The organism is Streptomyces sp. NBC_01235, from assembly GCF_035989285.1.
Lineage (GTDB): Bacteria > Actinomycetota > Actinomycetes > Streptomycetales > Streptomycetaceae > Streptomyces.
On sequence record NZ_CP108513.1, the window covers coordinates 2,659,098 to 2,672,066 of the forward strand.

The following is a 12,969-nucleotide window of genomic DNA, read 5'->3' on the forward strand; positions in this document are numbered from 1 at the left end:
CCGGAATCAGCGCGGGGGCTCCGCCGGCTGTTGGTAGTGGTCGGCGACCACCCGCGCCATCGCCCCGATGCGGTCCGTCTTCACGTCCGTGGCGGCGAAGAAGACATGGCCGCGCACCTCCGGGTGGGCGGCGGCCAGATCGAGATGGTCCGAGAGTTCGGCCGGGTCCTGCCATGCGGCGGGCTGCGCCGGGTCGCCCGCCCGGTACAGGGCCTCGCCGATGTAGAGCCGTGTGCGGCTGCCCTTGGCCACCTCCGCCCACCAGGGCACGAGCTTGGCATAGTCGGCGGCCGACAGGCCGATGTTCCAGTACACCTGCGGGACGACGTAGTCGAGCCAGCCCTCCCGCACCCACTTGCGGGTGTCGGCGTGGATGTCGTCGTAGGACTGCAGCGCCCGTGTGTCGGAGCCACGTGAGTCGGTGGAGGCGTTGCGCCACACCCCGAAGGGGCTGATCCCGAACTGTGTGCCGGGCCGCGTGGCCTTGATCCGGGCGGCCGTCTCCAGCACCAGTTTGTCGATGTTGTCGCGCCGCCAGGCGGCCCGGCCGGCGAAGTCGCCGCCGTAGGCGTCGTACGCGGCCTCGTCGTCGAAGGTCTGGCCGGCCACCGGGTACGGGTAGAAGTAGTCGTCGAAGTGCACGGCGTCCACCGGGTACTTCTTCACCGCGTCGAGGATCGCGTCCTCGACGAAGGCGCGGACCTCGGGCAGGCCGGGGTTGTAGTAGAGCTTCCCGCCGAACGGCACCACCCAGTCCGGGTGCCTGCGCGCGGGGTGGGAGGCGGCCAGCTTCGTGGGGTCGTCGTGGGTCGCGACCCGGTACGGGTTGAACCAGGCGTGCAGTTGCAGGCCGCGCGCGTGGGCCTCAGTGACGGCCGTGCCCAGCGGGTCCCAGCCCGGCGCCTTGCCCTGGGTGCCGGTGAGGACCTGCGACCACGGCTCGTACGGCGAGGGCCACAGCGCGTCGGCCGTCGGCCGCACCTGGAGGACGACCGTGTTGAGCCGCCTGCGCACCGCCAGGTCGAGCCAGGCGATCAGCTCCGCGCGCTGCGCGGCGGCGGTCAGTCCGGTGCGGGACGGCCAGTCGCGGTTGGTGACGGTCGCCAGCCACATCCCGCGCATCTCGGCCGTCGCCCGGCGCTCCCCCTCGACCGTGGCCGTCCCCCGCCTCTCCCCCACGGGAGCGGCAGCCGCACCCGTCGTGGTGAACGCCGACAGCGCTGCCAGCGCGAACGCCCGCCGGGTCAGTCGCCCCATCACACACATCCCCACATACTCCGCGGATCCGTTCGGTCACGGATCGTTTCCGGCCCCAGCATGCCCCCACCCCGGCGATCGATCATCGATACTTGCTAGTAACGTGCACGTTCGGAGCAGGCCGACCGGACCGACCGGAACCCGGCAGACCTGTCACAGCAATCAGAGACAGTGCGGCGAAAGGGACGATGTGACGGGCACCCCAGCGGGAGACATCTCACGGGTCGGCGTGGTGGGCTGCGGCCAGATGGGGGCGGGCATCGCCGAGGTCTGCGCCCGCGCCGGACTCGACGTCATGGTCGCCGAGACCACCGGCGAAGCCCTGGAGATCGGCCGCACCCGGCTGTACAACTCCCTGGCCAAGGCCGCCGAGCGCGGCAAGATCTCCGAGGAGGAGCGGGACGCGACGCTTGCGCGCCTCAGCTTCACCACGGACCTCGGCGAGTTCGCCGACCGCGATCTGGTCGTCGAGGCCGTCGTCGAGAACGAGCAGGTCAAGACCGAGATCTTCCAGGTCCTCGACCAGGTGGTGACCCGCCCTGACGCGATCCTCGCCTCCAACACCTCCTCCATCCCGCTGGTGAAGCTGGCGGTCGCCACCTCGCGGCCCGACCAGGTCGTCGGCATCCACTTCTTCAACCCCGCCCCGGTGCAGAAGCTCGTCGAGCTGATCCCGGCGCTGACCACCTCCGAGGGCACGCTCGGCCGCGCCCAGCTGTTCGCCGAGAAGCTGCTGGGCAAGCACGCGATCCGCGCGCAGGACCGCTCCGGCTTCGTCGTCAACGCGCTGCTGATCCCCTACCTGCTCTCCGCGATCCGGATGTTCGAGACGGGCATCGCCAGCCGCGAGGACATCGACAACGGCATGGAGATGGGCTGCGCCCACCCGATGGGCCCGCTGAAGCTGTCCGACCTGATCGGCCTGGACACGGTCGCCTCGGTCGCGCAGAGCATGTACGACGAGTACAAGGAGCCGCTGTACGCCGCTCCCCCGCTGCTCCAGCGCATGGTGGACGCGGGCCGGCTGGGCCGCAAGACCGGCTCGGGCTTCTACACGTACTGATGACCCACCGTGTTCGTTACGGGCCCGGCGCTCTTCGGAGTGCCGGGCCCGCGGCATTCACACACCGTGTGCGGGACGGGCCCGCATATGCCCCACGCACACGCTCCCCGTCGGCCCACCAGGCGAGTTGACTCATCATGCCCATGCAAGGGGTGTGAGACGACTACGGAAAGGAGCGGACACGTGACCGCCGATCCCGAGCATCCCGTCGTCCATGGAGAACTCGCAGAGTTACGGCGCCGGATCGACGTGGCGTACGCCCGCGTCGAGGGCGGGCTGGCCCTGCTGACGCACCGCACCGAGGAGTCCGCCAAGGAGATCGACGAACTGAGCACCCGTATCGTGACGTTGGAGCACGCGCGCTGGCCGCTGCCGGCCATCGCCGCTCTCACCGCCGTCGGCGCACTGATCGTGACGGTCTGGCAGACGCTGGCCCGCTAGGGCCTGTCCGGCCCTGACCCTCAGCGAGCCTCAGGTGGTGCAGCAGCATCAACGCGGCCGCCATGTTGGCGGCCGGGACCTCCCCCCGGGCGACCAGGTCGGGAACGAGCTTGAGGGGAACCCACTCCCGGCGGTCCGACTCGAAGTCGTCCACCGGGTGTCCCACGTACTCGCCCTCGTCCGACCAGTAGATGTGGTGGACCGCGTCGGTGAGCCCGTTGGACGGCTCCACGCTCATCAGGTGGTGCAGCGGCCCCGGTCGCCAGCCGGTCTCCTCCTCGAGTTCCCGGGCGGCCGCGCGGGCGATGTCCTCGCCGTCCTCGACCACGCCCGCCGCGAGCTCCCACCCCCAGCTGTCGGTGATGAAGCGGTGGCGCCACAGCAGCAGGACCTCGTTGGCCTGGTTCACGACCGTCGCCACCGCGACGGGCCTCAGCCGTATGAGGAAATGGTCGAGATGCCGGCCGTCCGGCAGCTCCACATCTGCCAGGTTGACGCTGAACCAGCGGTTTTCATACACAGTCTGTTCGTTCTGTTTCGTCCACTGCACGGTTCTGCCACCTTCCGTCGAGTGAGTGGCAATATCGCAGCAGGAACTGTGCAGCGTCGGCGGAGACGCCGGTGTTGGTGTCTGTCGTCGGATACCCCGTGACGCCCCGCCTACAGCGGTACGCGCAGGGCCCCGTCGATGAGTTCGGCGGCCTCGGCGGTGCCCGCGCAACCGCTGCGCGCCAGCTGTTCGCGCACCGCCCGGAGTCTGTCGCGCAGGCGCTGGGACTCCATTCCCCGCGCCTGTTCGGCCATCCGCACCGCCGTGACCACGGCCTTGTCGGTGTTGCCCTGGCGCAGTTCGATCGTGCTGAGCATGGCGAGCCGGTGCACCCGCCCCCGGTCGTGCGCCGGGTTGTCGACGGCCGCCGCGGCATGCTCGGCGGCGGCCGCGAGGTCGCCGAGGCTGAGCAGCGCCTCCGCCACCTGGACGTTGACCAGGCCCGGCTGGACATAGCCGGTCTCGTCGGGCTCGTGTCCGCGCCGGATGCGTTCGGCGGCCGTCTCCGCCCGCCGGATGCATGACAGGGCGCTCGTGCCGTCGCCGAGGTGGGCGTACGCCTTGGCCTGCATCGCGTACAGGTCGGAGGCGAGGGCGGGCGTGATGTGCTTTCCCGCGGCCCGCAACGCGGCCTCCGCGAAGGCGACGGCCTGCCGGTACTCCCGCATGAACAGCGACTGGTTGACGAGGAGGGCGATGACGTACGCCCCAAGTCCCCGGTCCCCACTGGCCTTTGCCAGCCGCAGCGCCTGGTGGAAGTACCGCTGGGCGAGGCCGTGCGCGTCGGAGTCGTACGCGCAGATCCCGGCGACGGCGACCAACCCGCCGGTGGACCGGTGCAGTTGACGGCCCGTCTCGTCGGTGTAGCTCCCCCTCAGTAACGGGGCGGCCTCCGCGTTCAGGAAGCCGACGATCCGGCTGCGGGTCGCGATGCCGCCGGCCTTGCGGTACATCTGCTCGTAGTGGGTGCGGGCGGCACGCAGCATCTCGATGTCGGCGGAGGTGACGCGATGCCGGCCGCCGCGGGAGACGTCCACGTCCTCCGGCGGGTTCTCCCACTCCCACACCGGCATCACGGCCGGCGTGCCGGTGACGGCGGGCGCGCCCAGGATGTGCGGGCGCTGCTGCTCGTCGGAGCGCCACAGGGCGGTGGCCCGCTCGACGAACCCGGAGAGCGAGGTGCCGTGCGGGGTGGACGGCTCGCCCGGCACGCCGAGGCCGATGTCGTCCAGGGTGACCGGCCGGTGCAGACGCGTGGCGAGCACCTCGCAGATCAGGTCGGGCACCTGGCCCCTCGGCCGCTGGCCCTTCAGCCACCGGGCCACCGCCGTGTGCTCGTACCGCAGGGCGAGTCCGCGCGCCCGTCCGGCCTGGTTGACGTGGGCGGCGAGGCCCGCGTGCGAGATGCCCGCCTCGTCCAGGATCGCGTCGAGCAGAGTGTTGGGCTGCATGGGTGGCCCCCCGGTACCTCGGTGCCGTCAGAGTAGTGGCTCCGTCTTCACACGGGGTGTGAACGGAGTACGCGCATTCGCAGGGTGTGCGCGCTGTCGCGGAGCGTTTCCGGCCGGTTGACTGGAATGCCTCGCAAGAGGTTCGCCGGGCCGTCGGCTCCCCCTCATAAAGCGGCGGTCCGGCGTTGCGGCAACGGTCACAGGTGAGGTGTCGGCTGCGGGTCGTGGGTGGTTCGCCCACGCCCTTGGGTACTCCGGCACCGTCCGTTCTGTGGTGCCAGCAGGGGGACGTCGTGGGTCGGTCTGGCCGCCGTGTGACGGAGAAGTGCCGTCGGTACCGCCCGCAGGATCGGCTGGGCCGTGACCGGGTGATCCCGTATGGCCTTTTTCGTAGGTGATCGCCAGAGCGCCCCAGGCCATGGGCAACCCCAGTGAGAGGGCCCGCCGCAACGGCCGCCTGATGCCGAACACGGTCGTTGGCCCGCCGTCCAAGGCCACACAGCACAGATCGGACCGGCCCCGAAAGGCCGGTCCGATCTGTCGAGCCTCAGCTCCCCCCACGCCTAGCCGCGAAGAACAGCCCCGGTCCGCTCGCCCGCAAGAGCAACAGCGGCATCCCGCGCCGCCGAAGCCTCGTCGACGGTCAGCGTCCGGTCCCCCGCGCGGAAGCGCAACGCGTACGCCAGCGACTTCCGCCCGTCACCGAGCTGCTCCGCGTTCTCATACACGTCGAACAGCCGGATCCCCTCCAGCAGTTCACCCGCACCCTCGCGCAGCGCGGCCTCGACCTCGGCGTGCGGCACGAACTGGTCCACGACGAGGGCGACGTCCTGCGTGGCGACGGGGAAGGTGGAGATGCTCGGCGCCTGCGGGGTGTCGTCACCGACCGCCTCCAGGACGTCCAGGTTCAGCTCCATCGCGGAGGTCCGCGCGGGCAGCCCCAGCGCCTTCAGCACCCGCGGGTGCAGCTCACCGGCATGGCCGACGACCCGCTCCGCGCCGCCGACGACAACGACCAGTTCGGCGCAGCGACCCGGGTGCCACGGCCCGTACTGACCCTTGCGGACGATCAGCTCGGCGCCGGCCTCACGGGCGACGGCGCGCGCCGACTCGATCGCGTCGGCCCAGTCCGCCGGACGGCCCTTGCCCCACCAGCCGGCCTGCTCGCGGGCGCCCGCGAGGACGGCGGCGACATGGCGCGGCTGCTCGGGGAGCACGGCGTCGAGCGACGCCAGCTCCTCGTCGGTGGGACGGCGGTCGACGGACAGATGACCGGCGACGCCCTGCTCCTCGCGCGGGAGGAAGACCAGCCCCGTCTCGAACAGCGCCAGGTCGTGGCTGCCCCGCCCGTCGTTGCGCCGCAGGGCACCGAGCAGGCCCGGCAGCAGCGACGTACGGAGCGCGGGCTCCTCGTCGTTGAGCGGGTTGGTCAGCTTGACGACGCGGCGGGCCGGGTCGTCGGCGCCCAGACCGAGCTGGTCGAAGACCTGCTCGCTGATGAACGGGTAGTTCGGCGCCTCGACGTATCCGGCACCGGCCAGGGCGCGGCCGACGCGACGGTGCAGGCGCTGGCGGTGGGTGAGGCCCCGGCCCGAGGGGAGCTTGGGCAGCGTGGAGGGCAGGTTCTCGTAGCCCTCCAGCCGGATGACCTCCTCCGCGAGGTCGTTGACCTCGACGAGGTCGGGCCGCCAGGACGGGACGGTGACGATGAGCTCGTCCTGCCCGTACACGTCGCAGCCGATCTCCTGGAGGCGGCGGACGACGATCTCCCGGCCGTACTCCACGCCCGCGACCTTGTCCGGGTGGTCGGCCGGGACACTGATCGTGTGCGGGGCGGACGGGGCGATGATCTCCGTGACGCCCGCGTCGGCCGTACCGCCCGCGAGCAGCACCAGCAGGTCGACCGTGCGCTGCGCGGCGGCCGCGGCGGCGGCCGGGTCGACACCGCGCTCGAAGCGGCGGGACGCCTCCGAGGACAGCTTGTGGCGACGGGCCGTACGCGCGATCGACACCGCGTTGAAGTGCGCGGCCTCGATGACCACGTCCGTCGTGGAGTTCCCGCCGTTCTCGGCGGCATCGTGGTCGGCGATCTCGGTGTTGGCGCCGCCCATGACGCCCGCGAGGCCGATCGGACCGCGGTCGTCGGTGATGACGAGGTCCTCGGCGTGCAGCTTGCGAGTCGCCCCGTCAAGGGTGACGATCTGCTCGCCCTCCCCGGCCCGGCGCACGCCGATGGTGCCCTGGACCAGGCTGCGGTCGTAGGCGTGCAGCGGCTGGCCGAGCTCCATCATCACGTAGTTGGTGATGTCGACGGCGAGCGAGATCGGGCGCATGCCGACCTTCTGCAGCCGGCGCTTCAGCCAGATCGGGGAGCGCGCCTCGGGGCTCAGACCGGTGACGGTGCGGGCGGTGAAGCGGTCGCAGCCCATCGGGTCCGAGACCTGCACCGGGTAGCCGAAGGCGTTCGGCGCCGGTACGTCGATCAGGGCGGGGTCGCGCAGCGGCAGGCCGTAGGCGATGGCGGTCTCGCGGGCGACGCCGCGGATGGACAGGCAGTCGCCGCGGTTGGCGGTGACGGCGATGTCCAGGACCTCGTCGACCAGTTCGAGCAGCTCGATGGCGTCCTTGCCGACCTCGGTCTCCGGCGGCAGCACGATGATGCCGTGGCTGCCGTCGTCGCCCATGCCCAGCTCGTCGCCGGAGCAGATCATGCCGTGGGACGTCTTGCCGTACGTCTTGCGCGCGGCGATGGCGAAGTTGCCGGGGAGGACCGCGCCCGGGAGCACGACCACGACCTTGTCGCCGACGGCGAAGTTGCGGGCGCCGCAGACGATCTCCTGCGGCTCACCGGTGCCGTTGGCGGTGCCGACGTCGACCGTGCAGAAGCGGATCGGCTTCTTGAAGCCCTCCAGCTCCTCGATGGTCAGCACCTGCCCGACGACCAGCGGGCCCTTGAGGTCGGCGCCGAGCTGCTCGACGGTCTCGACCTCGAGGCCTGCGGAAACGAGCTTGGCCTGCACGTCACGGCCGGTCTCGGTGGCCGGCAGGTCGACGTACTCCCGCAGCCAGGAAAGCGGGATCCGCATCAGATCTCCATCCCGAACGGCCGAGTGAACCGGACGTCACCCTCGACCATGTCTCGCATGTCTTCGACGTTGTGGCGGAACATCAGCATCCGCTCGATGCCGAACCCGAAGGCGAACCCGCTGTACTTCTCCGGGTCGACGCCGCAGGCGGCCAGCACCTTGGGGTTGACCATGCCGCAGCCGCCGAGCTCGATCCAGCCCTCGCTGGAGCAGGTGCGGCAGGGGCGGTCGGGGTTGCCGACGGACTCGCCGCGGCAGACGTAGCACACCATGTCCATCTCGGCGGACGGCTCGGTAAAGGGGAAGAAGTTCGGCCGCAGCCGCGTCTTCATGCCCTCGCCGAACAGCGACTGGACCATGTGGTCCAGGGTGCCCTTGAGGTCGGCCATGGTCAGGCCCTCGTCCACGGCGAGCAGCTCGACCTGGTGGAAGACCGGGGTGTGCGTGGCGTCCAGCTCGTCCGTGCGGTAGACGCGGCCGGGGCAGATCACGTACACCGGCAGCTCACGGCCGAGCAGCGAGCGGATCTGGACGGGCGAGGTGTGGGTGCGCAGCACGACGCCGGACTCGGTGCCGCCCTCGGGGCCCTGCACGAAGAAGGTGTCGGCCTCGCCACGGGCCGGGTGGTCCGGGCCGATGTTGAGGGCGTCGAAGTTGAACCACTCGGCCTCGACCTGCGGGCCCTCGGCCACCTCGTAGCCCATGGCCACGAAGACGTCCTCGATGCGCTCCGACAGTGTGGTGAGCGGGTGGCGGGCGCCGGCGGGCACGCGGTCGTGGGGCAGTGTGACGTCCACCGCCTCCTCGACCAGCACGCGCTGGTCCCGCTCGGCCTCCAGCTCCTCCTGGCGGACGGCGAGGGCCTTGTTCACGGCGCCCCGGGCCTGGCCGACGAGCTTGCCGGCGGCGGCCTTGGCGTGCGGGGGCAGGGCGCCGATCTCGCGGTTGGCGAGGGCCAGCGGCGAGGCGCCGCCCGTGTGGGCGACCTTGGCCTCCTGGAGCGCGTCGAGGGAGTCCGCGGCGGCGAAGGCGGCGAGCGCCTCGTCCCGCATGCGCTCGATCTCTTCCGGTTTCAAGGCCTCGACCTCTACCGGGTCGTACGACTTATTCGGTGCCGACATCTCTTCCCGTGCTTCCGATTGTCCCCCAGCTACCGCTGGGAGGTGCCCCCGGGCTGAAGGTCCCCGTCACCGACTCACGCAGAGGTCAGAGGGCCGTCCATGGGACACAAAGGTGCCAAAGGCCGAGTCTAACGGGGTGGAGGTATACGCATGCGCCCGCGGGCTGCCCGGGCGGCTCTCAGGCGAGATACGCCGGGGCCGCCACGGGCAACGTAAATCGGAACTCGGCGCCGCCGCCGGGGGCGCGTCCGACCGTGATGGTGCCGCCGTGGGCTTCGACGATGCCCTTGACGATGTACAGCCCGAGGCCCGTGCCGCCGCGCTTGCTGCCCCGCCAGAAGCGGGTGAAGACGCGGTTCATGGACTCCTCCGGGATGCCTGCGCCCTCGTCGCTCACGGTGACCGACGTGCCGGTGTCCTCCCCTTCCCGGGGGGACGCGGTGGGCGTGATGTCGATCGTGACAGTTCCCTCGCCGTGGCGCACCGCATTTTCGATGAGGTTGCTCAGCACCTGGTCGACCTTGTCGGGGTCGGCCCACAGCGCGGGCAGCGGCTGTTCGAGACGCAGCAGGAACCGGTCGGCGGGCTGTCCGGCGGCGACGTAGGCCTGGATGTGCCGTCCCACGGCCGCGCCCATGTCGACGGGCTGGCGTCGTACTTCCAGCCTTCCGCTGTCGATCCGCGAAATGTCCAGCAGCTCGGCGATGAGACGGGTGACCCGGTCCGCGTCGGCGTCGACGGTCTCCAGCATCAGCCGCTTCTGGTCGTCGGTGAACCGCGACCACTTGGCGAGCAGGGTCGCGGTGAAGCCCTTGACGGACGTGAGCGGCGAGCGCAGTTCGTGGGCGACGGTGGCGATCAGCTCGGCGTGGCTGCGCTCGGTGCGGCGGCGGGCCTCGGTGTCGCGGATCGAGACGACGACCCGGCGGACGGGCCCGGTGGGTTCGGTCCGGACGTACCGGACGGTGACGAGCACCTCGCGCCCGCCCGGCAGCAGCAGGTTGCGCTCGGGCTGGCCGACGCGGATGGCGAGGCCGCCGTAGGGGTCGGTCAGCTGCCACCAGCGGCGGCCTTCGAGGTCCTCTAATGGCAGGGCCTTCTCGAGGCGCTGTCCGAGGGCGTGCGCGGCGGGGACCGCGGTGATGCGCTGGGCGGCGGCGTTGAAGCAGATCACGTGCCCGTGCTCGTCGGCGACGACCAGCCCGTCGGGCAGGTCGTCGGGGTCGATACCGAGTCCTGCGAGGTCACCGGCCTGCCGGGGCGTGGGCGGCACGGCCTGTGCATCCCGTGTACTGCTCATGCCGACGCTCATTCCCCGTACCCCACCTCTCAGACGACTGAGGGGCCCCCGAACTGGTCACCCTACTAGCTCTCGGTGACGGATCGGCACCCTCCGGAGGCGCGCTGTGCACGGGCCGATGCATAGAGACATACGGCGGCCGCGGTCGCGAGGTTCAGGCTCTCGGCCTTCCCGTGGATCGGAACCCGTACGACGGCGTCGGCGAGGTTCCGTGTCTCCTCCGGGAGCCCCCAGGCCTCGTTGCCGAACACCCAGGCGGTGGGGCCGCCCATGGTCCCCTTGTCGAGCTCGTCGTCGAGGTCGTCGTCCCCCGCGCCGTCGGCGGCGAGGATCCGCACCCCGGCCGCCTTCAGCCCGGCCACGGCCTGCTCGACGGGCACCCCGACGGCGACGGGCAGATGGAACAGCGACCCGACGGAGGCGCGGACGGCCTTGGGGTTGTACAGATCGACGGAGGCGTCGGTCAGGACGACGGCCTCGGCGCCGACGGCGTCGGCGCAGCGCAGGACGGTGCCGGCGTTGCCGGGGTCACGTACGTGGGCCAGCACGGCGACGAGCTTCGGCCGGGCGGCGAGGATCTCCTCGAAGGGCGTGTCCAGGAACCGGCAGATCCCCACGAGCCCCTGCGGGGTGACGGTGGTGGAGATGTCCTCGATGACCTGCTCGTCGGCGAGGTGCACCCGGGCGCCCGCGGTGCGGGCCTCGCCGATGATGTCGGCGTACCGCTCGGCGGCCTCGACGGTGGCGAACAGCTCCACGAGCGTCGCGTCGCCGTCGGCCCGGTGCGCGGCCGCCTCCCGCACGGCCTGCGGCCCCTCCGCGAGAAACAGCCGCTCCTTGCCCCGGAAGTTCCGCTTGGCCAGCCGCCGGGCGGCGGAGACGCGGGGGGAGCGCGGGGAGATCAGCTCGGGGGTGGCGGAGGGCATGAGCGGTTCACTTTCACCAGTCACTCGGGTACGGACACAACAGGACCCGCAGGCTTCTTCAGCCTGCGGGTCCTTCCGTCACGTCGGCCTAGAGCCGGCGCGGCGTCACGCGGCCTTCGGCGCGTTCACGTCCGCCGGGAGGGCCTTCTGCGCGACCTCGACCAGCGCGGCGAACGCGGTGGCGTCGTTCACGGCCAGCTCGGCCAGGATCTTGCGGTCGACCTCGACGTTCGCCGCCTTCAGACCCTGGATGAAGCGGTTGTAGGTGATGCCGTTGGCGCGGGCAGCGGCGTTGATGCGCTGGATCCACAGCTGACGGAAGTCGCCCTTGCGCTTCTTGCGGTCGTTGTAGTTGTAGACCAGCGAGTGGGTGACCTGCTCCTTGGCCTTGCGGTACAGGCGCGAACGCTGACCGCGGTAGCCGGAGGCCGCCTCGAGGATCGCCCGGCGCTTCTTGTGGGCGTTGACTGCCCGCTTGACGCGTGCCACTTTTTAACTCCTTGTAGCGGGGCCGTGGTTGTCGTCACACGGCCCGGAATCGATGGGGTCCCGGTCCAGACGTACGGCGCGCGGTGATCAAGGGATCAGGCGCCGCCGCGTCACTTGCCGAGAAGCTTCTTGATCTTCGCGGCGTCGCCCGGGGCCATCTCGGCGTTGCCGGTGAGGCGACGCGTCACGCGGGACGACTTGTGCTCGAGCAGGTGGCGCTTGCCGGCGCGCTCACGGAGCACCTTGCCGGAGCCGGTGATCTTGAAGCGCTTGCTGGCACCGCTGTGCGACTTGTTCTTCGGCATAGCGCCGTTCTCTCCTCGTCGGTGGCGTTCCGGTGCCCGGTCGTGAAACCGGGCACGGTGGAACGTCGCTTGTATCGGTTGGGTCCGTGGGACTGACGTCCCTCGGATCACGCGTCGGCGGAAGCCTCGGCAGGGGCCTCGGCGTCGACCTCGGCCTCGGCCTCGGCGTGCACGGCGTCGGGGTCCGCGGCGTTCTGCGAACGGCCCGGGTTGGCCTTCGCCTCGGCCTTGCGGGCCTCCTGCGCCTGACGGGCCTCGGCCATCGCCTCGGTCTTCTTCTTGTGCGGACCGAGAACCATGATCATGTTTCGGCCGTCCTGCTTCGGGTTCGACTCGATGAACCCGAGGTCCTGGACGTCCTCCGCGAGACGCTGCAGCAGCCGGTAGCCCAGCTCGGGCCGGGACTGCTCACGACCGCGGAACATGATCGTGATCTTGACCTTGTCGCCCTGCTTGAGGAACCGAACGACGTGACCCTTCTTGGTGTCATAGTCGTGCGGGTCGATCTTCGGCCGGAGCTTCATCTCCTTGATGACCGTGTGCGCCTGGTTCTTGCGCGCCTCACGGGCCTTCATGGCCGACTCGTACTTGAACTTCCCGTAGTCCATGAGCTTGCAGACCGGCGGGCGGGCGTTCGCCGCGACCTCGACCAGGTCCAGGTCGTACTCCTGCGCAAGCTCCAGTGCCTTGGCCAGGGGGACGATGCCCACCTGCTCGCCACTGGGACCGACAAGTCGCACCTCGGGAACGCGAATCCGGTCGTTGATGCGGGGCTCGGCGCTGATGGATCCTCCTCGGTAGCACCACGCGGCGGTCTGGCGGACGGCCGCGTAACGTCTGTGTTCGTTAGACCTGTTAACCACGCCGAAGCACAAAAAATGCCCCGAACGATCACATGCGGGGCTCCAAGCACTACCGGAGCACCGTCGCGAGGATCGCGGGGCGCACTACCGGGCGACTCCATCGTCCGTACGGAACGA

At 70.6% G+C, this 12,969-nt stretch carries 11 protein-coding genes and 1 pseudogene; 2 read left to right on the forward strand and 10 right to left on the reverse strand.

Annotation, left to right across the window (positions count from 1 at the left end; genetic code table 11):
- Positions 1-6: 6 nt before the first annotated feature.
- On the reverse strand, positions 7-1,257 hold the full coding sequence (locus tag OG289_RS11420) for a glycoside hydrolase family 10 protein (protein WP_327313899.1): 1,251 nt from the start codon (positions 1,255-1,257) through the stop codon (positions 7-9).
- A gap of 190 nt (positions 1,258-1,447) precedes the next feature.
- Between OG289_RS11420 and OG289_RS11425 the strand changes: the two genes are divergently transcribed.
- Together OG289_RS11425 and OG289_RS11430 are read left to right on the forward strand one after the other, a co-directional pair.
- Positions 1,448-2,320: a 3-hydroxybutyryl-CoA dehydrogenase gene (locus OG289_RS11425; RefSeq protein ID WP_327313900.1), complete on the forward strand. Its 873-nt coding sequence runs from the start codon at positions 1,448-1,450 to the stop codon at positions 2,318-2,320.
- A gap of 183 nt (positions 2,321-2,503) precedes the next feature.
- Entirely contained in the window at positions 2,504-2,761 is a 258-nt protein-coding gene (locus OG289_RS11430; protein ID WP_327313901.1) for a hypothetical protein, read from the forward strand.
- A 19-nt stretch (positions 2,762-2,780) separates the two neighbouring features.
- Here OG289_RS11430 and OG289_RS11435 read toward each other — a convergent pair.
- The 9 genes and pseudogenes from OG289_RS11435 to infC form a co-directional block, all read right to left on the reverse strand.
- Positions 2,781-3,311 (reverse strand): annotated as a pseudogene (locus tag OG289_RS11435) (NUDIX hydrolase); the annotation flags it as partial.
- A 110-nt stretch (positions 3,312-3,421) separates the two neighbouring features.
- Complete coding sequence (locus OG289_RS11440; RefSeq protein WP_327313902.1) at positions 3,422-4,762, reverse strand: transcriptional regulator; 1,341 nt, start codon at positions 4,760-4,762, stop codon at positions 3,422-3,424.
- Between the two features lie 563 nt (positions 4,763-5,325).
- Positions 5,326-7,848, reverse strand: a complete 2,523-nt coding sequence (gene pheT, locus OG289_RS11445) for a phenylalanine--tRNA ligase subunit beta (protein WP_327313903.1) — start codon at positions 7,846-7,848, stop codon at positions 5,326-5,328.
- Positions 7,848-8,969 carry a phenylalanine--tRNA ligase subunit alpha gene (pheS, locus tag OG289_RS11450; RefSeq protein WP_327313904.1) on the reverse strand — a complete coding sequence of 374 codons (1,122 nt, stop codon included), beginning with the start codon at positions 8,967-8,969 and terminating at the stop codon, positions 7,848-7,850. The genes pheT and pheS overlap by 1 nt, the downstream gene beginning before the upstream one ends.
- Positions 8,970-9,147: 178 nt before the next feature.
- Positions 9,148-10,281, reverse strand: a complete 1,134-nt coding sequence (locus tag OG289_RS11455) for a sensor histidine kinase (RefSeq protein ID WP_327313905.1) — start codon at positions 10,279-10,281, stop codon at positions 9,148-9,150.
- Between the two features lie 53 nt (positions 10,282-10,334).
- Complete coding sequence (locus tag OG289_RS11460; protein ID WP_327313906.1) at positions 10,335-11,195, reverse strand: TrmH family RNA methyltransferase; 861 nt, start codon at positions 11,193-11,195, stop codon at positions 10,335-10,337.
- Positions 11,196-11,300: 105 nt separating this feature from the next.
- Positions 11,301-11,684: a 50S ribosomal protein L20 gene (gene rplT / locus OG289_RS11465; protein WP_232654097.1), complete on the reverse strand. Its 384-nt coding sequence runs from the start codon at positions 11,682-11,684 to the stop codon at positions 11,301-11,303.
- A 110-nt stretch (positions 11,685-11,794) separates the two neighbouring features.
- Positions 11,795-11,989: a 50S ribosomal protein L35 gene (rpmI, locus tag OG289_RS11470; RefSeq protein ID WP_003977225.1), complete on the reverse strand. Its 195-nt coding sequence runs from the start codon at positions 11,987-11,989 to the stop codon at positions 11,795-11,797.
- Between the two features lie 107 nt (positions 11,990-12,096).
- Complete coding sequence (gene infC / locus OG289_RS11475; RefSeq protein WP_327320645.1) at positions 12,097-12,774, reverse strand: translation initiation factor IF-3; 678 nt, start codon at positions 12,772-12,774, stop codon at positions 12,097-12,099.
- Positions 12,775-12,969 lie beyond the last annotated feature (195 nt).